The sequence below is a fragment of the Pseudomonas inefficax genome (assembly GCF_900277125.1).
Taxonomy (GTDB): Bacteria; Pseudomonadota; Gammaproteobacteria; order Pseudomonadales; family Pseudomonadaceae; genus Aquipseudomonas; species Aquipseudomonas inefficax.
Genome location: NZ_OPYN01000156.1, coordinates 33,183 through 51,788, shown reverse-complemented (window position 1 = coordinate 51,788; position 18,606 = coordinate 33,183). Strand labels below are relative to the sequence as shown.

14 protein-coding genes and 2 pseudogenes are annotated in these 18,606 nt (G+C 60.4%); 3 read left to right on the top strand and 13 right to left on the bottom strand.

All coding sequences use genetic code 11. From position 1 onward, the window contains the following. From JV551A3_RS18210 to tssB, 13 genes and pseudogenes are all read right to left on the bottom strand, one after another. Positions 1 to 567 (bottom strand): annotated as a pseudogene (locus JV551A3_RS18210) (type IV secretion protein Rhs); the annotation flags it as partial. Between the two features lie 53 nt (positions 568 to 620). Continuing rightward, entirely contained in the window at positions 621 to 1,052 is a 432-nt protein-coding gene (locus JV551A3_RS18205) for a DcrB-related protein (RefSeq protein ID WP_133974060.1), read from the bottom strand. Between the two features lie 48 nt (positions 1,053 to 1,100). Beyond that, positions 1,101 to 3,086 carry a type VI secretion system Vgr family protein gene (locus JV551A3_RS18200; RefSeq protein WP_133974058.1) on the bottom strand — a complete coding sequence of 662 codons (1,986 nt, stop codon included), beginning with the start codon at positions 3,084 to 3,086 and terminating at the stop codon, positions 1,101 to 1,103. A gap of 73 nt (positions 3,087 to 3,159) precedes the next feature. Beyond that, entirely contained in the window at positions 3,160 to 3,675 is a 516-nt protein-coding gene (locus JV551A3_RS18195) for an Hcp family type VI secretion system effector (protein WP_133974056.1), read from the bottom strand. A gap of 135 nt (positions 3,676 to 3,810) precedes the next feature. Beyond that, positions 3,811 to 4,680 carry a type IVB secretion system protein IcmH/DotU gene (gene icmH, locus JV551A3_RS18190; protein ID WP_133974054.1) on the bottom strand — a complete coding sequence of 290 codons (870 nt, stop codon included), beginning with the start codon at positions 4,678 to 4,680 and terminating at the stop codon, positions 3,811 to 3,813. 1 nt (position 4,681) lies between these two features. Beyond that, entirely contained in the window at positions 4,682 to 6,019 is a 1,338-nt protein-coding gene (tssK, locus tag JV551A3_RS18185; RefSeq protein ID WP_133974052.1) for a type VI secretion system baseplate subunit TssK, read from the bottom strand. Positions 6,020 to 6,071: 52 nt separating this feature from the next. Then, positions 6,072 to 6,866, bottom strand: coding sequence for a type VI secretion system lipoprotein TssJ (gene tssJ / locus JV551A3_RS18180; protein ID WP_133974050.1), 795 nt, complete (start codon positions 6,864 to 6,866; stop codon positions 6,072 to 6,074). Then, positions 6,863 to 7,420 (bottom strand): FHA domain-containing protein, encoded by a 558-nt coding sequence (locus JV551A3_RS18175; RefSeq protein WP_133974047.1) that lies wholly within the window; start codon positions 7,418 to 7,420, stop codon positions 6,863 to 6,865. Before JV551A3_RS18175 ends, tssJ begins: the two co-directional genes overlap by 4 nt. Next, entirely contained in the window at positions 7,417 to 8,433 is a 1,017-nt protein-coding gene (gene tssG, locus JV551A3_RS18170; protein ID WP_133974045.1) for a type VI secretion system baseplate subunit TssG, read from the bottom strand. The genes JV551A3_RS18175 and tssG overlap by 4 nt, the downstream gene beginning before the upstream one ends. Beyond that, on the bottom strand, positions 8,397 to 10,163 hold the full coding sequence (gene tssF / locus JV551A3_RS18165) for a type VI secretion system baseplate subunit TssF (RefSeq protein ID WP_133974043.1): 1,767 nt from the start codon (positions 10,161 to 10,163) through the stop codon (positions 8,397 to 8,399). Before tssF ends, tssG begins: the two co-directional genes overlap by 37 nt. A 3-nt stretch (positions 10,164 to 10,166) precedes the next feature. Continuing rightward, the gene (tssE, locus tag JV551A3_RS18160) at positions 10,167 to 10,577 is read right to left on the bottom strand and encodes a type VI secretion system baseplate subunit TssE (protein ID WP_025339895.1); all 411 of its coding nucleotides are present in this window, start codon (positions 10,575 to 10,577) and stop codon (positions 10,167 to 10,169) included. Further along, a complete protein-coding gene (gene tssC / locus JV551A3_RS18155; RefSeq protein ID WP_133974041.1) occupies positions 10,574 to 12,064 on the bottom strand; it encodes a type VI secretion system contractile sheath large subunit in 1,491 nt (496 codons plus the stop codon). The genes tssE and tssC overlap by 4 nt, the downstream gene beginning before the upstream one ends. A 17-nt stretch (positions 12,065 to 12,081) precedes the next feature. After that, positions 12,082 to 12,585, bottom strand: coding sequence for a type VI secretion system contractile sheath small subunit (gene tssB, locus JV551A3_RS18150; RefSeq protein WP_133974038.1), 504 nt, complete (start codon positions 12,583 to 12,585; stop codon positions 12,082 to 12,084). A 298-nt stretch (positions 12,586 to 12,883) separates the two neighbouring features. Between tssB and vasI the strand changes: the two genes are divergently transcribed. From vasI to tssM, 3 genes and pseudogenes are all read left to right on the top strand, one after another. Continuing rightward, a complete protein-coding gene (vasI, locus tag JV551A3_RS18145) occupies positions 12,884 to 13,516 on the top strand; it encodes a type VI secretion system-associated protein VasI (protein ID WP_177421335.1) in 633 nt (210 codons plus the stop codon). Beyond that, positions 13,504 to 14,972, top strand: a pseudogene (gene tssA / locus JV551A3_RS18140) (type VI secretion system protein TssA). The gene vasI and the pseudogene tssA overlap by 13 nt, the downstream one beginning before the upstream one ends. Further along, entirely contained in the window at positions 14,969 to 18,577 is a 3,609-nt protein-coding gene (tssM, locus tag JV551A3_RS18135) for a type VI secretion system membrane subunit TssM (RefSeq protein WP_133974034.1), read from the top strand. Before tssA ends, tssM begins: the two are co-directional and overlap by 4 nt. Positions 18,578 to 18,606 lie beyond the last annotated feature (29 nt).

Genomic DNA, 18,606 nt, shown 5'->3' with positions numbered 1-18,606 from the left:
GGATTCCGCGCCAGGGTCCTTTGGCGTAGTGACGGGCGGGTTGAAGATGTCGCGGATCGCCATGCCCAACCCCACCACCGGGAGCAGGTAGGGCACCGCCGCCATAGCCATGGAACCTACGTTCTCCAGAATCGAAGGCTCTGCTTGCTCTGCGTCGGCCGCTCCCCCTCCTGGCGGCCCCGTGATACCGGCTGCGCGAGCGGCGGGCTTGCTGTTGACGAACACGTTGTGGGACCCGCTTTCGATCCTTCCATAGGGGTCGGGTGCATCCACGCTGTTGCCAAGGCTGTCGCAAAAGCGGGAGATGGCATCGCCGACAGTCTGTTCTTCACCGACCGAAAGGGTGCTCATCGCACCGACCGCCACCCCCGCAACGGCGGCGATGGCGATGCCAGCTGCGCCCCCTGTCGCGACAGTACCGACAACGGCCAGGCTGATAGCGGCAGCCACGGCGGCGGTGGCTGCGGCATAAATGACGGCCTCTGCAACGGCACTGACCATTTCGGCGATAAGGGACGGATGCAGGATTTCATCGCCCATGCGGGCGGCGTGAACGATTTGCGCCATGGCTTGCGAGCTCCAAAAGTTCTGAATGAGGTTGACCTGGGGGGGGGAACGGGTCAGGTGAATCGGAGCTCTTGTTTAATTGCGCGCCAGTGCTCAATGTCGTCGCTGCTCAAAGGGCTTGGCTTGCTGTAGTTGATCACCAGCAGCCGGTGCTGACCTGGAATCATGCAGGCGGCCTGGAGCTGGAAATTGGGCTTGTCCCCTACCTTGAATTCAATGGCCATTTCGCGGGCTTCGACGGAGTGTTCACCGCCCCCCAAACGCGCGATCTTCGTGGGTGTGATGGTCATTGCCCCGGACTTTTTTCGCAGCATCCGCAGCTGGTCCTCGATGGCTTGGTCCAGGGTCTTGTCATTGGCGACGGGGCTGCGCGCCATTACCAACGTGGTGTCTCGGGCACGAAAGCGCAGCATGTTGAGCGTGAGGTCTTCAGGTGCTTCCTCGCCTAGATTGAGGATCAGGTCGTGAGTCAGGTATTCCGTCATTGCGGGAGTCCTTTCAGGAGGTCTTTACGTACGGGCAAGTGCAAGCAGCTACTTGAAATGCCCATCCACATCGGCTTTCAGTGCACTGCTATCGCGTCCATCCGCTGCGGCACCTGCCGCTCCGCCCTCAGGGTTGAGGTCGAGCTTCGCTGCGGGCGTGTTGATCTGCCCGGTCTGTTGCCCGGTGAGGTTGAAGGTCTCGCAGGTGATATTGAGCGTGCCGTTGGCCTGCATCTCGATCAGTGTCTTGCCGCACTTGAGGCGCAGGGTGTTGCCAGCTTCGATCTCGTAGTCGCCGGCGATGAGGTCGTTTTTGCCGCCGCCGACTTTCAGGGTGTCGTTGGCTTTCACTACGCGCAGGCGATTGCGGCCGACGGCAACGGACTCGTCCTGGCCAATGCTCTGGGTCCGATCAACACCGACGGTGAGAGACTGGTTGTTGTTGACCAGGGTGTTCTGGTCCTTCTGGGCATGAATGAACACCTCCTCTTTGCCCAGTTCGTCCTCAAAGCGCAGCTCGTTGAAACCATCCCCCTTGTGGGTCTGGCTCTTGATGGTCATGCGGGTCTTGTGGTCGGGCAGGTCATAGGGCGGGAGCTGATCACCACAGTAGGTACGCCCGGTAATCATCGGCTGGTCGGGGTCACCGTTGACGTACTGGATGATCACGTCCTGGCCAATGCGCGGGATCGCCATCGCGCCCCAGCTGCCACCGGCCCAGCCTTGCGACACACGCACCCAGCAGGAGCTGAACTCGTTGTTCTGGCTTTCACGGTCCCAGGGAAAGCTGACCTTCACCCGGCCCCACTCATCGCAGTAGATTTCTTCTCCCTTCGGGCCGACCACGGTCGCCATGTGCGGGCCGTCAACGCGTGGTTTTGGCAGTGGTGCAGGGCGCCATTCGGTCCGACCGGGGACCAGCACGGTGGTCTGCTCGTAGCGCGTGCCCTGTTCCACACCTGCGGCTTCTTCTTGCAGGCTGGTGAACTGTTTGCCTCTATGGGTAACCGTGTTCACCCGCCAATGCGCATTGAGGTCGTCTCGGGGGTGTCCGGTCAGCGTGAAGCTGAGGCCCGGTTGCAGGCGAACATCGTTACCCTCAACTTCGGCGACTCGCACATCATGGCGCAACGCGGTGATACGGTTTTCAGTGAACGGTTTGCCCACGGCATCGCGTTTATAGCGGCCGGGGTAATCGAAGAATTCGTACTCTTTGGACTGATGCTCCAGGAAGGGCCCGGCGGCTCTGTGCTCCTGGCGGTAGGCCGGGTTGGTAAAGGTGTAGTCGCGCTGAACCTGGCGAGCGGTGCGCACCTGTTCGCTGTAGCGCAAGCGGCGAAGGCAAGGCATGGCTTGATCGCCACCGCCGGTGGCTTGGTACAGCACGCTGTCGGGGTCTACAGGCTCGTCGGCATCAAAGAAGCTCTCGTCGTCATCCTCGGCCTTGATGGTCCCATGGCTGATTAACCCAAATGATTGCAGCCGATCGGTAATGATCAGCTTGTGCATCTTTTCACTGTGCGCAAAGCGGTAGACGAAGCCTTCTTCAGCAGCCAGGCGGGCGATGAACGCCAGGTCCGTTTCACCGGCCTGAACACAGAACTCGCGGACCTGATGGTCCATGCTGCGGCGAAGTTCGTACTGGTTGATGCCTTGGCGCTGGAGCATCAGCTCGAGAATTTGCGGGACAGTTTTTTGCTGGAAGATGCGCCAGTTCGAGCGTAGGTTGGCACGGGCCAGTTGCGGCTCTACCAGTGCGTGATAATAGGTGCGGTAGAAGCCGCTTTCAGCTTGGCTGAATCGGCTGACCAGGCCATGCACGTATCGCACCGGGCGTTCGCCGTCCCAGATGGTGAAGAGCACAGGTTTGTCGAGCAGGTGGCCGAAGTCGATATCGTTTTCGAAGCTGATGAGTTTCAGCTCCAGCTCGAAGGGCATGCTGATCCCCTCTCGGAGTTCGAACGACACCACTTCGAATTCAGCTTTACCCACCAGGGGTTGGAAGCTGTAACGCAAATCAGATTGGCTAGGCATAAGCAATCCTTGTCCGCCGTCTGAAGTAATACAAAGTCCGGGCAGGTATACCCACCCGGAGCATTCGTAAATATCAGGCGGCTGGTGCGCGCCAGTCATCCGAGCCAGCGGTACCGGCTACACCGTGTTCCCATATGATCTTCCTGTAGGCCAGTGCAACCTCGATCAGCTGCGTATAGTTTTCGTTCTCCTTGTCTTGAGCGTGGGGCAGGACGGTATTGATGCTGACGATGGTTGCATCCTCAAGCTTTGTCGTGAAGAAGTGCTCTTGTTTGCCTTCCGTCGAAGTGCGGTACCACTCGACTTCGACGGTCGGCAGCATTTCGCCGGTGGCCAGCGCTTGATACATCAGCGGCGTGGCTTTGTTGAGCGAACTGGTGAACTTGAACGGCTTGTGTACGCGCTGACCGCTGGGTTGGCCGCTTTGTGGATCAGTGGGAGTAGTGACCTCATGATTGATTTCCTGAACCAGAATTTGATCCTCATGACCTTGCTGGTAGACATTGCCGACGGAGTCAGCGGTGAATGCGCCAGCAGTGATTAGGCCTTGTTTTTGACCGTGGATGCTGATGTAGGCGGGTGTTGGCATGGCAGTTTCTCCTGCGTCCATGTGGATATAAGCACGCGCACCCTAGGGTGGCGTGGCCATCGGGAACGATGGTCTTGTCAACGAAGCAAACGCTTCGCTAATTCCTTGAAATCAGGTGAGCCGTGTGTGGGCTCGCTACTGCTGCAAGATGCTGTTCAGCGACTCCAGCACCTCGGTGGTAATGAGGTGCAGCCGGTAGCTGTAGATGCCGTACGCCACCGCCATGGCGAGGGCGGAAATGACCAACGGACTCCACCACGGCCATTGCCGGTTCATGCGGAAGTTGCTTGGGGCGACATTGGTGTACGGATCGCAGACGGTCTCCGGAGTCGGGCCGCGCAGTTCTCGGATAATCCCGTGGAGTTGGTGTATCAATGCGTTGAGGGTTTCTTCGCCCTTCGGCGCGATGGCGTACTTGCCCTTCAAACCGAGGCAAAGCGCGAAGTACATGAACTCCAGCACGTCCTGGTAACGTTTGGGTTCCTGCATGAGGCGCGACAGTACGGTGAAGACTTTCTCTCCACCCCAGGTTTCGTCGTGGAAGATGCTGAGCAGGGGTTCCTGGCTCCAGCAGCTGGTTTTACCCCAAGGCCTGTCCATGACAGCTTCATCGATGAAAAGGCAAAGGCCGTATGAGTACGCCAGCAACTGAGCGGGCTCGTAGCCGTGCTGGCGCATCTCTTCCCGCACGTTGTCGATCTGGTTGCGCACCTGCTGGTGCACCTCCTTGATGTTGGGCAAGGCATCCAGTGTGCGCAGGCGTATCACCAGGCCGAACAGCGGCGCGGCTGCATCCAGCATCAGGTTGTCGTAGCCGCCACGTAGCTGGAAGTCTGGGTCTGCCGGGTACCCTTCATATACCGGCTCTGCCTTCGGCGTGCGCTCAGCGGCATCAGCTGCCGTCGGTGCAGGTGAGTCGTTGGACAATGACTTTTCAAGCATCGCGTGCAGTTGCTCACTTTCGATCTTTTCAGCATCAGTTGCGGGGCTGTTTTCTTCCTTCATGTCATTCACTCCTGATCGCCCAGAACTGCAGTTCCAACCCCGGGAACTCCCCCGCGATGTGAATACCGAAGCCACTGGATGCCTCCATGCCTGCCCAAGCCGGGGAGCGACGGTCCAGCTCGAAGTAGGTGAAGCCTGCATGGAAGGGGAGATCCCGAGGAGCCACGGGCAGCGGCACCAATGGAATACCTGGAAGCTGCAGTGGCACTACCTCGTTCAACGACTCCAGCGAGACGACCTTTGCCTTTTGCACGAACATCCGACGCAATGTCTGAGGCGGCATGTGGGCTCGCACTGCCAGAATGAAGTCGGCCTCGTCGATCAGACGGCGATCCTCCAGCGTGGTTGTCAGCAAGCCGTACTCCAGCGTCTCCAGCGGCAGCGAAACGGCGCGGGGTTGCAGCACCGTGCTCAGTGCCCGGCGTAGCGTGTCCTCCAGCGGCTTGAAGGAGGTGCGTAGCGCGGTATGGTGATAGGCGGGGAATTCCTGCGGCAGCCGGCTCTCGTCGGTAAACGTCACGAACTCGCCACAGGCCTGGCTCATGCACAGGTACAACTGTTCGGGGTGGGTCTGCCCTTGCCTGGCCAGATGCTGGAAGCATGGCCACCAGCGGTTCATGGCCTGCAGCAGGTTGAAGTCGCGAATGTCGGCAATGCCGGACTGCCCTGAGGCGCCAATGCGGGCGGCGAGGTTGCGCGCACGTTCGCGCAGGGAGTTGGTGATTTCTTCCAGATACCGTTGCAGCGCGGGTACGGCGCGCACTGAAACGCTGGTGGGATAGAAGCCTTCATCCAGTTGCAGGCTGCCATCGGGGCGCCGTTCCAGAATGCGCGTCACGGCCAGGCGGGTGTAGGCGCTGCTGTCGTCGGCCTTGCGTTTGAGCTGCAGGTTGGGCACCGCCAGGTCAACCTGCACCAGATCACCGTCGGCGCTGTGCGTGTCCTTGATTTCCAGGGCCTGGGCGCTGTAACGGAAGTTGGCGGGGTTATCGGGCCAGCTTACTTCACGGCCCCCTTCTGTGCGCAGCGGCAGGCACAGGTAGATCTCGCTGTCTTTCGCGCCGTCGTCTTCGATTTCCAGCGGTGGTGGTGGTGGCAGGTCTGCCGGGATATCGAACACCGTGCCGTCCGGCATGATGCCCCGTGCACGGGTGATTGCGACCTTGCCCAGGCTCAGGTACTCGTCATTCAACTGCAATTCGCTGAAGCCATAGAAGGCTGCGTTCAGGCTGCCAAGACGTTGATGCAGGGCCGCTTCGGCTGCACGGGCGGCCTGTTGGAAATGCTGCGGTTTGACGAACAGGCCTTCCGGCCACAGGACAGGGTTACGTGAACTCATGAGCGCTCCATGTCAGGGTGAACAAGCGAGAAGGGCAGGGTTACAGGCGCCATCAGTCTTCCTCCTTGAGCAGGAGCTGCGTGTCGTTGAGCAACACCGACAGGATGATCTGGTGCCCGCGGGGCGGAATGCGCAGCACCTGGCTCCAGGTGGCGTTTTCCTGGTTCCGGTAGTCGGCGATCACCGCGACGAAGCGCGTTTCGGGCTCGATGGGCGCAAAGGGGATGAACTTGAACTGGCCAGGGCGCAGTAGGTAATCGTCATCGCGTATGTAGGTGCTGCGCAGCGCCTCGGCAGGGTCCCTGTCCAGCAGTTCGTAAACGCTGTTGCGCAAGAGAGAGTCGTCGCGCAGTTGCAGGATCTTCACGGCCATGGGCGTAGCGACGGGCTCGGCGGCCACGGTGGTGGTACGCGGCAAGGTCAGCACCACGGTCGGGTCGTCGTAGCTGCCCGGAGTACTTTCTTCCATGGGGGAGCGCGCCGGATTCTCGCCATCGTCAACTGGCGAATCGACGGGCGACATGGCCGGGAATTGTTCCTGCAGGTACTCGAACAAGGCCCCGACTTTCTCGGTCAGCACGTAGGGGTCGCCTGCACTCAGGCTGACCGCGTAAGGGCTGGGCTCCACAACCGGCCCGGGCTCGGGCGCCACCTCAAGGCTGTTCGGGTTGCCATTGAGCGTTGGGCTGGCGTTGATGCTGAACGCGACCTGGGTAGGGTGTTCCCCGGGCGGTCCGACGGGCAATGAGGGGTCCATCACCACCTGGCCAATCTTGCTCAGGGACGTGCAACCCGAGATCCCGATCAGCGCCGTCAGCAGGCCGGCCACGCATATTGGACGCATCATGGTCGGTCTCCCGCAATCAGGCGTTCCAGTGGGCTCTGCTGGGCTGGCGCTGCCTCTGCGTCCAATGCCTCCAAAGGGTCGTTGCCCATGCTCGGTTCGAATGCCGAGCAGATGTCTGTGACAGTCTGGGGGGCGACAGCAGTGGCTTGACACGTGTTCGGTGGAACATCCCGCAACCAGTGATCGAGGGTTCTCTGTTCAGGGCTGAACAGGTCCTCCAGTGAGCGTGCATCGGCCGGCGCAAGCTGGGCCTGCAGGCGATAGGCGCCAATGCGCAACTGGTCACCCTCGAGCAGCCGCCTTGCGGTTAGCGACCCCAGGCTGTGGAGGCTGTCGTTCAGGTAGGTACGCTGACAGCGATCGATGACGCAGAAGCTCCCCTCGATCCAGCGGATCTCGCAATGGATCGGTGCAACGCTCTGCTCACGATCGTTGATCTGCCAGGTGGCCTTCGCGCTGCCGATGGTGCCGCCTGTGCAATCGAACTGATGTCGGGCAGTGACGTTGTGTTGCAACTGATCCAGGTTGGTGATGCTCAAGGTCAAAGTGCTCATGAGCGCCCCCGGAACCGCACGACAGGGCTGCTCTGGCCGTGACGGTCATCGATGAAGCTGGTCCAGCCCAGGTAGGCACCCAGGCTGCGGTGCAGGCAGAAGGGCGGCAGGGCGTTCTGCTTCAGGCGCAGCTCCAGGTCATAGGCCAGGCCATCACGCAGCAGGAAGTCGATCAATGCCCGTAACCGGCCGAAGTTGATGCCGCTGGGCAGCAGGTCACGCAATTGCGCTGGGTCGAGTTCGCTGATCACGATGGTGAACTTGCTGCTGCGTGTTCGCGTGCGGCTGCCCACCATGAAAGTGCTGCCCAGTTCGCCGTTGCTGCGGCCAAGGCTGACCAGTTGCTTGGCGGCAGTGGGGACCGAGCGGGTTTCGAACTCGCGGATCTGTACCTGCTGCAAGTCGAAGCAGTGCGCGATGATGCCGGCGACCGTGCCCGGCGCACGGCTGCGGCTGGCAATGACGCCAGCGAAACTGAGCAGCCGGCTCCACGGCAGTGCCGTGTCCCCGCGCAACTGTCTGTCATTCAACCCGAGCAGGGCAAAGATGTACTGGGAGAACCCATCGGTAGCTCCCGGCTGAAAGCGGATGTAGTAGCGATATTTACGCCAGATGCGATGCAGCAGGCTGAGCAGGTAGTGGTTGAAGAAATCGAAGAACGCCGGCCGCACACCGATGCCCTGTGAATGTTCGTATGCCACCTGCTCCAGGTAATAGGTGGGCAACGGCGAGTCGGTGCCATGCAAACCCATGAAGGTGGTGCACACGCGATAGCGGTCAGCTTCCCCGGGCATGCGTTCGACCTTGTATACGTCGGAAACCGGGAAGCTCAACCGCGGGTCGCTGGCTAGCCGCACCCTCAGCCGGGTGGCCTGATCTGGCCAGCGTGGTTCCAGGTCATCCCCGTGCAAGCCGTGCAGGCGTTCCAGCAACTGGAAGAAGTTGTACTGGTGCGCCTCGGCGAACAGCTTGTCGGCTAGATCAGCGGTTGTTTGCCGGTCTGGATTGGCCATGTGTAGTGCTCGTTGTTGGTGGTGTTGATCACTTCCAGTTGGTGGAAGGAATTGATGCTGGCGTACAGGGCGAAGAAGTGCGCGAGCACGCAACCGAACAGGTACAGGTCGCCTTCGCAGAGGAATGCGCTTTGATCCAGCTTCAGTTGCGTGCGCAAGCCACGAATGGGCTGGCCCTTGATCAGCCAGTCCAGCGGCTCTGTTTGCACATCACGGATGCCATCGAGGCGTTTGCGGGTGGTGCGTGTCTGCTGGATGTCGTGCAAGGCCGCGAAGTCGTAAGCGCGGATGACCGCTTTCAGTGGCTCGGCCGAGAGCAGCGACAGGTAGTTGAGCGACATGTTGGAGATCAGGGCCCACTGCAACTGGCCATCCAGCACCGGCCGGTAGGGGCGGGTGGGGGCACGGATGTTGGTATAGGTGGCCAGGGGCGGCGTGATCTCGGTGAGCACGTTGATGTCATCGATACCCAACGCCAGCGGCAGGTCGCGGTTGGTGCAGGTCAGGTCGATGGACGCTGTTTCCAGTTCGCCGATGTAGGCGTTGGCATCGGCGCGCACGAAAGCGATGCGATGGGTGACGCCATCGCCGCGCAGGGAGTCCTCGAGTGTGTAGCGGTAGTACAACGCCGTGCGCCCTTGCACATGCTCGATCTCATGGGCGAACGACTCGAAGGGGCGGAAGGTTCTCAGGTGTTCGCCGGTACTTCCGTCAGTCGTGGTGCGGGTGCTGATGACCCGGTCGACACTGAAGATTTCATAGGCGTGCCGCTCCTTGCCTCTGGGCACAAGCTCGATCTGGGCGGGCCGGTTGGACAGGTCGATGGGCTCGGCGCTGTGGCTGAGCAGGTTCACTGCCGGGGTGCAGAACAGGCTGAAGTCTGCTTTGCCGACACGCAGCGAATCCGGTAACTGTCGGGTGAAGTGAAACTCGAGGCCGACCCGCTGAGTCGCTTGATCAGGCCAGATTTTCTCCAGGCCGGTGATGCTGACGAAGTGGAAACGTTCGGGAAATACGAAGTACTCCTGCAGGATCCGGTAACCGTCAAAGACGTTCTGTGGGTAAGGCAGCAGCGCTTCGTCCGGGCTGAAGCCTGGGAACACGATGCTGCTGGCCGGCAGCCGGCGTACCTCACCATTGACTGTCACACAGACATGCTTGAGGTACTGAGCGATCCACAGGTACAGCGTGCGGGCAGTTTGGGTATCACCGCTCAGATGAAAATCGAGACTGGCACAGCCCAGGGTGTTCAGCGGCCGCTCGACCAAGGTTTGCAGGTCGATGCGAACCACCGAACTGTCGAGTGTCTGGGTAGCGCTCACCGACTCGATCTCGAACGGGTGAATGTCCACCGCCGTGCAGGTGCGGAATTCGCAGGGCACCCCATCCACGGGGCTGGAGAACAACCGCGAGCCTTTGGCGATGGGTTGCGACTGGCTGAGCGCTTGCTTGCGCGGCGTGAACTGGATGATCGTGGCGCTCGGCAGGGGCCGCAGGTAGTTGGGCCACAGCAACTGCAGCATGGGGTGTGTCAGCTCGGGCAGGTCGTCCTCCAGCTTGAGCCGCAGTTTGGCCGTGAGGAATGCAAAGGCTTCCATCAGGCGTTCGACATCCGGGTCGCTGCCACCCTTGCCGAGCAGGCGGGCAAGTTGTGGGTTGTCCTGGGCGAAGTCGTTCCCCAGTTCATGGAGGTAACGCAACTCCTCGCTGAATCGGTCCTTGAGTGACATAGGTCACCTCACTCGGGTGTGGCGGTTATGGCCATTGACCAGCAGCTCCAGTTGCAGCTGCTCCGTGTGGTTGTTGACCTGCACGTGGCAGTCCAGCCTGAAATGCAGTTCCAGCGGGGCATGGCAATCGGGGACTGCCTTCAGCGCGCGCACGTGCACACGCGGCTCAAAGCGCTGAATGGTGCGGCGGATGTCTGCGCTCACCTGTTTCAGCAGGTCGCCGCTGCTTGCGTCGTGCCCGTTGAAGTCACTCAGGCCCAGCTCAGGGCTGCTTTGCGAGCAACCCTGGCGAGCATTGAGCAGCGTTTCCAGGTGGCGCTTGATGGCGGCGAACTTCTGGGTAGCGTTCTCTTGCCTGGACGGCACCCGGCTTGCGAGTTGATCCGTCACCAAGCGGTCGAAAAAACCACTCATTGGGTATCAAGCCGACCGACCAGGGAGATCTCGAAATTCGCCCCCATGTACTTGAAGTGCGGGCGCACGGCGAGCGAAACCTGATACCAGCCCGGATCACCGGCAACGTCCGACACCTCGACCCTTGCAGCACGCAACGGGCGACGGCTGCGCACATCGGCCGACGGGTTCTCCTGGTCGGCAACGTACTGCCTGATCCATTTGTTCAGCTCGGACTCAAGGTCCTTGCGCTCTTTCCAGCTACCGATCTGCTCGCGCTGCAGCACCTTGATGTAGTGGGCCAGCCGGTTGACGATGAACAGGTAGGGCAATTGGGTGCCAAGCTTGTAGTTGGTCTGCGCTTGCAGGCCTTCCGGGGTCTTGGGAAAGTTCTTCGGCTTCTGTACCGAGTTGGCCGAGAAGAACGCGGCGTTGTCGCTGTCCTTGCGCATGGTCAGGGCGATGAACCCCTCTTCGGCCAGCTCGAACTCCTTGCGGTCGGAGATCAGGACTTCGGTCGGAATCTTGGCCTGCAGCTGACCCAGTGACTCGTAAAGGTGCACCGGCAGGTCCTCGACGGCACCACCCGACTGCGGGCCGATGATGTTCGGGCACCAGCGGTAGCGGGCAAAACTGTCATTGATGCAGCTGGCCAGCAGGAAGGCGGAGTTGCCCCACAGATAGTTGTCGTGCCGCCCGGCGATGTCCTCGTCGTAGGTGAAGCTCTGGACCGGGTTTTCTTGCGGGTGATAGGCAGAGCGGAGCATGAATCGCGGCCCGGTCAGCCCGGCATGACGGGCATCCTCGCTTTCACGGAACGCACGCCACTTGGCATGCCGGGGGCCGGCGAAAATATCCTTGATCTCCTTCAGATTGGGCAGCTCTTCAAAGCTGCTCAGATTGAAGAACTCAGGAGAGGGCGCCGCGAGAAAAGGTGCGTGTGCCATGGCACCGACCGAGGCCATGTAACTCAGCAGTTTGATATCGGGAGAGGAGGGGCCGAAGCTGTAGTTGCCAACCATCGCTGCAACGGGTTCGCCACCAAATTGGCCATAACCTGCGGTGTAAACATGCTTGTAGATGCCGCTGCAAGTGATATCGGCAGCATTTTCGAAGTCATCGAGCAAGTCATCTTTACTGACATGCAAGACTTCAAGCTTGATGTTCTCGCGGAAGTCGGTTCGGTCGACCAAAAGTTTGAGGCTGCGCCACGCGGATTCAAGTTGCTGGAACTCGGGTTGATGCAGGATGGCATCCATCTGCTTGCTGAGCACCCGATCCAGTTCAGCGATCATCTGGTCGACGCGATGTTTGTTGATGAGTTGATCAGGGTCATGGCTTTTAAGGATTTCGGCGATAAAAGCCGATACACCCTGGCGAGCGACTTGATAGCCCTCTTGAGTTGGTACCAACTTGGTTTCTGCCATGATCTGGTCGAGCAGGGTGGCGTTGCTCAGTGTTTCGGTTGCTGTTTCAACCGCGACGGTCGTGCTGTTTTGCTTTGGCATGGGGACGCTCCGTTGTCTCAGTCTTCTTTTGGCGCCTCGAGCACCAGGTCAAGTTCTTCTGCCAGTTGTTTGCGCGCCTGTTCGTTATTCAGCAGCTGCTGCAGTTGCTTGCGGAACGTGGGCACGTTGCCCAATGGGCCTTTCAGCGCGACCAATGCCTCGCGAAGCTCCAGCAGCTTGTTCAGCTCCGGTACCTGGCGAGCGATGCTGTCTGGCCCGAAGTCGTTGATGGACTTGAACTGCAGGTTGACCGCCAGCTCTGCGTCGGGGGCAGTGCTGAGCATGGATGGCACGGACATGGCGAGGCTGACATCGGCGTCGTTCAACACATTGTTGAAACTGTGTTTGTCGATTCGCATGATCGAACGGTCTTCCAGCGCGCGCGCATCATCCAGACCGAAATCGCCTAGTACCAACATCTTGTGCGGTAGCTCTACCTCGGCTTGTTCGCCGTCGGTGGCCGGCACGTACTTGATGTTTATGCGTTCTTTGGGTGCAACGGAGCCTGAGCTTTTACTCATGGGTGTCAGCCTTCGTGAAGTTTGGATATATGTAGGAAGCGTCCTACAAAGTTGTGTTTAAATTTAAACTTAATTGGGGTTTCGCTATGTGCGTATAAAAACCATGCACCGGAAAAATATTGTGCGTCGAGCGTGAAAGTGTAAGGAAATATTTGGTTGTGAATATTGTTTTGTCGGCGCTAGCCTTTGTTACGTTTCGATGCTCCACTATCCAGTAATTGTATTTGATGACTGCTGTTGAAGCGTGACTGGTCAGTCGGGTAGTGCTGTTGCCATATTTGATGAGTGAGTGAAACCAATGATTGTCCGCTATGCATATGGCGTTGGGCTTTCGATGTTGCTCTCCCTGGCGCCAAGTTTGGCAAGCCAGACCAGGGACTGCCCGCAGATCGTTTCCAACGTCGAACGTCTGGCTTGTTTCGACCAGGCCGCTGGCACCCCGGCGCATGTGACGAAACTGCAATGGTCCGCGCCGGAGCAGGATTCGCCCACGCTGCGTCGTGTGATGACCCATGAGGCGGGGCGGCCGCCGGAGGAGCTGACGTTCCGCCTCGAAAAAGGGGATGACGGGCTGATGATCTCGGCGCCCGCAATCGCTTCGGTCGCACCGTACCCCTACCTGGTGATCAGTTGTGTGCAGAACATTTCCAGGTTGCAACTGGTTACCGCAAAACCCATCGATGCCGGCCGGGTGATGGTGCGATTGCAGGGGGAGCGTGGTTCCACCCTCGCTACTCCCTGGCAGGTGACGGAGAACGGCCAGGTGCTTGACGCTGGCAGGGGGTTGCCGGGCATCGAGCAGATCAAGCCACTGATCGGGGCCCATCGCATTCAGGTCGAGAGCGACAACCCAGCCGTTGATGGGCTGGTTTTCGACGCCCAGGGGCTGGACCCACTCATCGATGAGGCGCGCAAGGCATGTCGCTGGTAGCAGAGGTCACCGCACAGGAAATTGCCCGGTTGCTTGCCCCAATCGACGCGCAGAACCCTGCCGGCCTGTTCGACGTGGAGAACGAAACCTACCAGGCCATCGACCAGGAAATGGTCAAGCTGGGTGGGTTGCAGGAGCCTTCCATCGACTGGGCCTATATCGAAGAAGCGTCCCGCCAGTACCTGGGCCAGGAGTGCAAGCACCTGCGCATCGTCGCCCACCTGGGTGTCGCTTGGCTACGCAGCCAATGCTGGGAGCGTTGGGGTTTTACCGTCGCACTGCTGGCCGGCATGGTCGAAGCCTATTGGGAAAGCGCATATCCGAAACCGGGCCCCAAAGGGTTCCTCGGCAAGCGCAAGCTGGTTGGCCTGATGCTCAACCGTTTGCTCCTGGCGTTGCCGCGCCTGGACCGCTTCACGTTCAGCCCCGCGCACGCCGCGGCGGCTCAGGGCGCGCTGCAACGTCTGCAACAGCAGCGGGAAGCAGCGCAGCTCGATGAAGCGGCCCTTGGCGAACTGGAGCTCCTGCTACGCAAGCACACGGAACTTTCAAACGGCCTCGCCGAGCCCACTACGGACAAGCCCCCCGCAAAGGGCATCAAGTCTGCGCCCCTGGCCGAGGTCATCGCCACGCCGATGCCCCGTGTGTCGTTGGGCAACGAGCGGGAATCACGAAGGGCCATGCTGACCATGGCCGAGCTGATCAATCAACAAGATCCCTACGATCCTGCTGGCTACCAGTTGCGTCGGTTCGGCTTGTGGGCGCACATCCAGACGCCGCCTCAAACCAGGCAGGGCAACCGCACGGAGCTGATGGCGGTGCCGCAGGACATTGCCGGGGACTATGAAGATGCCATTGCCGCTACTGCAATCGACGCGGCGCTGCTGCAGCGGATCGAAAAGAGCGTGACGGCTTGCCCCTACTGGATTCGCGGCAGCTTTCTGGCAGCGAGCGCTGCCACGCGGCTGGCGATGGGCGAGGTAGCTGAGGCCATTCGCGCTGCGACCGCGCGGTTCGTGCAGCGCATGCCCGCGCTGCAGCAGTTGTGCTTCAGCGACGGCAAGGTATTTGTCGATGACCAATGTCTGGGGTGGCTCAGGGGGGCACAAGGGCAATCCGATTCGGACGCAGCCTCTCAGGAATTCGCCACGTTGCGAGAGGAGCTGGCCTGCCAACTGGAAACCAGCGGCGTGGAAGCGGTGTTGCTCAGGCTGCAGGGCATGCAGGCGGACTTCCGCAGCCTGCGTGAGCGCTGCCATACCACCGTGATCGCGGCTGATCTGCTGGCAGCTCGGGGCGTGTCCTGGTTGGCCCAGGACTTGTGCGCAGGCGTTGCCCGAACGATGCAGGAAACCACCGCCAGCGCCTGGGAGCCTGAGGTGTTTCAACGCCTTCAGCAGTACGCGTGCACTGCCCATCAAGGGCTGATTGGAACAAGGAACGGGAGTCACGATGAATCAACTGTGGAAGCATCTTGAACGTTGGGGCTTGCCCCTGGTGGCCCGCATCGGCCTGGCCATGCCGCTGCTGCTCGGGCTGGGTGCCGCATTGATGCTGGTTGCAATCTGGTGGCTCGGCCCGCAATGGGTCTGGCGCGAGCAGCAGCCGCTGGCTAGCGTGGCACATCGTGGTTTGGCCAGCCTGGCGCTTGTATTGGTGCCGCTACTCTGCTGGCTTGTGGTGCTGCGCAGGCGTTTTCGCCGTTTGCAGGCCGAGCGCAAGCAGGCGGTGGACGCTGAACTGGACAACGTGTTGCCTTTCGTCCAGGCACAGGAGAAAGCCTTGGACCAAGGGCTGGCACGCTACCTGGACAATGCGGGTGGCAGGCGTGCCTTGTACCGACTGCCGTGGTATCTGGTGGTGGGCGACCAACAGGCCGGCAAGACCAGCTTCATCGACCGTACCGAACAGAGTTTTTCCCTGACTCGCATCGACAAGGCACAAGCGCGAGGCAGGCAAGCGCAGGTGTTGGCTTATCCGATAGGCTGGTGGGTCAGCAACGACGCGGTGATCATCGACCCGCCGGGCGCATTCGTCCGTCAGGAATCGTTGGCAGGTTCATCCGCCGAGGAGTCAGACACGTCGAAAGCACCACCTACCACCTCGGCCAGGTTGTGGGAACACATGCTGGGCTGGCTGGTACGTAATCGAAGCCAGAGGGCACTAAACGGCTTGCTGTTGGTCGTTGACCTGCCTGCGCTATTGCATGGCACGCCTGAGCAACGTGTCGCCTTGGCACATGTGCTACGCACGCGGCTGTATGAAGTGAGCAGTCAGTCGGGCTCGCGCCTGCCGCTGTATGTGGTACTGGCCAAATTCGATCTGCTGGACGGTTTCGACCAGCTGTACGCTGGGCTTCCCGCCGCCATGCGGGAAAACATGCTGGGCTTCACCTTCAAACTGGACGCGGTCGGCACGTTCGATGCCTGGCTGGATGAATATGGCGATCATTACGATCGGTTGATAAGGCAATTGTTTGAACAGGTAGTGGACCGGCTCGATGTATTGGGCGGAGCGCCGTTGCGAGTTCGCTTGTTCACGTTGCATGCCCAGTTGATCGGGCTGCGTCCGATACTGTTGGCCTTCCTGAAAGAAACCCTCGCAAGTGACCGCTTCACCACGCCTGCCTTGGTACGTGGCGTGTACTGGTCTTCGGTCTTGCAGCAGGGCGACATGCTCAATGCGTTCGTGCGTGAGGCGGCACAGCCGTACAAGACCGAGTTTCCGCTGCGTGAAGGCAAGGCGCAGGGGCAGGCGCTGGTCTACTTCATTCAGCACGCCTTCCGACGAGTCATCTATCAGGAGGCTGGCCTTGCTGGGGACAACATCAAGGTAGCGCGCGGCAAGCGTCGGTTGCTTTGGGTTGGTTCTGCAGTAGGCGTACTGGCCTTCAGTGTCGCCATCGCCAGTTGGCAACGCTACTTTGACATCAATGGCGCCAAGGCCGCCAATGTGCTCGCCAAGAGTAGAGAGTACAGTCATCACGAGGTGGACCAGCGTCTGGACCCCACCGGGCGCAACCTGTTGGAGCCGCTGGACCAGATACGCGATGCCGTGTCGGTGTTTGGCAACTATCGTGACGCGTGGCCGGGTGTTTCCGACCTTGGCTTGTATCAGGGGCGCGCCATTGGCCCTCGCGTCGACGAGGCCTACCTGAGTCTGCTCTCCCGGCGCTTCCTGCCAGCCTTGGCCAGCGGTGTGATCGATGCCATGGACGCCGCGCCGCCGGGCAGCGAACAGCAGATGGCTGCTCTTCGGGTTTATCGAATGCTGGAGGACCGCCAGAGCCGCCGCCCCGAATGGGTCGAGGACTGGATGGCCCGCCAGTGGCAACTGAAGTTCCCCGGGCAGGGGCAATTGCAACGCGACCTCATGCGGCACCTGAAGTATGCCTTGGCCTATGCCGATACCGAACTTCCGCAGTACAGCCAGCGTATGGCCAAGGTGCAGCAGGTGCTGCGCAAGGTACCACTGCCAGAGCGGGTCTACGCGAGCCTGAAACAGCAGGCTGGCGCGCAGTTGAATGCCGGCCTGGATCTGCGTCATCAGGTGGGGCCAGCGTTCGATGTGGTGTATCAGTCCTCTCCCGGCCTCAGGCAGGGCGATGGTGTCCTGATAGCGCCAATGCTCACCGCCAAGGGTTTCAAAGAGTATTTCGAGCCACGTAGCGAGCGGTTTGCAGATATGGCGATGATCGACCAGTGGGCACTGGGTGAGCGCGATCAGCTCGATTATTCGGATGCCGACCGGGAGGCGCTGGGCGAACGCCTACGTAACCTGTACAACGCCGATTTCATTGACAGTTGGCGCCGTGCCTTGAACGCCTTCTCGGTGGCCGACTTCCGCGACCTTGATCATGGTATCGCGATTCTGGAGCAGTTGACCGGGCCAGCAGCACCCCTGCATCGGTTGTTGGATGCAGTGAGGGACAACACTTCGCTTTCATCAGCCGTTGTCGCTGAGGCACCCGGGAAGGTCGAAGCGTTGCGACCGACAAGTGGCAAGCCTGATCAACAACAGGCCTGGGCCATTCAGCGGGCCTTTGCCGGGCTGAGTGCCATGCTGCAGGCAACCGGTGAGAAACCCAGCTACTACGACGAGACTCTCGGTGCCATTGCGGCCGTGCACGACTATGCCAAGGCGGTGCAGAACAGCCCCGACCGAGGCAAGGCCGCACTGCAGGCCGTGCATCAGCGATTCTCGATGACAGGGCAAGACCCCATCGGCACCCTGCAGCGTGTGGCCACCGGCTTACCGGAACCGATCAACCACCAGGTCAGAAAGATCGCCGATCAAACAGTACAAGTGCTAAATGTCGAAGCCCTGCGCGAATTGGAGCGACGCTGGGACGCCGAGGTGTACAGCTTCTTCCAGCAGCGCCTGGCAGGGCGCTACCCCTTCGTCGTGAAAGCTCCCGACGCTTCGCTGGACGACTTTGAAGCCTTCTTCGGGCCGAAGGGGCGGCTGCAGCAGTTTCATGATCAATACCTGAAGGTGTTTCTGAAGGATAACCTCGAAGCCCTGCAGGCCGGCCAGCAGGGGCAATCACTGATCCGCAGTGATGTGCTCGAACAGCTGGAGCGGGCAGATCGCATCCGTGAGACCTTCTTTGATCAGCGCGGCAACCTGAGTGTGCAGTTCAGCATCGAGCCGTTGGGCCTGAGTGCCAACCAGCGTACAAGCTTGCTGGACCTGGACGGTCAATTGATTCCCTACACCCATGGCCCGCGCCAGATCACCGGTGTCGTCTGGCCCAATACCTTGGGGCAGCAGGTGCGCAGTAACCTGACCTTGCTCCGGCAGAACGGAAACAGCAGCAGCCTTGAGTACCGTGGCCCCTGGTCGATGTTCCGCTTGCTCAGCCGTGGCTCGCTCAATGGGCGCACGGCGACCAGCGTGGACCTGAGCTTCAGGACCGGCGATGGCGTGATGCGCTACCGGCTTAACGCACAGAAAGCCTTCAACCCTATCACGCAAGAGCCTTTCAAAGGTTTCCAGTTGCCACGAGGGTTGTTGCAGAAGTCGCCAAAGCTGGGGCCGACCACGCAGGCCGGCTTGTGAGGGTTGGCTTGAAAATAAGGTGCGAACCC

What these genes read in the sequence shown, in the direction of transcription:
- JV551A3_RS18205 (WP_133974060.1), bottom strand. Translation starts at nt 1,052, where the DNA reads ATGACGGAATACCTGACTCACGACCTGATCCTCAATCTAGGCGAGGAA.
- JV551A3_RS18200 (WP_133974058.1), bottom strand. Translation starts at nt 3,086, where the DNA reads ATGCCTAGCCAATCTGATTTGCGTTACAGCTTCCAACCCCTGGTGGGT.
- JV551A3_RS18195 (WP_133974056.1), bottom strand. Translation starts at nt 3,675, where the DNA reads ATGCCAACACCCGCCTACATCAGCATCCACGGTCAAAAACAAGGCCTA.
- icmH (WP_133974054.1), bottom strand. Translation starts at nt 4,680, where the DNA reads ATGAAGGAAGAAAACAGCCCCGCAACTGATGCTGAAAAGATCGAAAGT.
- tssK (WP_133974052.1), bottom strand. Translation starts at nt 6,019, where the DNA reads ATGAGTTCACGTAACCCTGTCCTGTGGCCGGAAGGCCTGTTCGTCAAA.
- tssJ (WP_133974050.1), bottom strand. Translation starts at nt 6,866, where the DNA reads ATGATGCGTCCAATATGCGTGGCCGGCCTGCTGACGGCGCTGATCGGG.
- JV551A3_RS18175 (WP_133974047.1), bottom strand. Translation starts at nt 7,420, where the DNA reads ATGAGCACTTTGACCTTGAGCATCACCAACCTGGATCAGTTGCAACAC.
- tssG (WP_133974045.1), bottom strand. Translation starts at nt 8,433, where the DNA reads ATGGCCAATCCAGACCGGCAAACAACCGCTGATCTAGCCGACAAGCTG.
- tssF (WP_133974043.1), bottom strand. Translation starts at nt 10,163, where the DNA reads ATGTCACTCAAGGACCGATTCAGCGAGGAGTTGCGTTACCTCCATGAA.
- tssE (WP_025339895.1), bottom strand. Translation starts at nt 10,577, where the DNA reads ATGAGTGGTTTTTTCGACCGCTTGGTGACGGATCAACTCGCAAGCCGG.
- tssC (WP_133974041.1), bottom strand. Translation starts at nt 12,064, where the DNA reads ATGCCAAAGCAAAACAGCACGACCGTCGCGGTTGAAACAGCAACCGAA.
- tssB (WP_133974038.1), bottom strand. Translation starts at nt 12,585, where the DNA reads ATGAGTAAAAGCTCAGGCTCCGTTGCACCCAAAGAACGCATAAACATC.
- vasI (WP_177421335.1), top strand. Translation starts at nt 12,884, where the DNA reads ATGATTGTCCGCTATGCATATGGCGTTGGGCTTTCGATGTTGCTCTCC.
- tssM (WP_133974034.1), top strand. Translation starts at nt 14,969, where the DNA reads ATGAATCAACTGTGGAAGCATCTTGAACGTTGGGGCTTGCCCCTGGTG.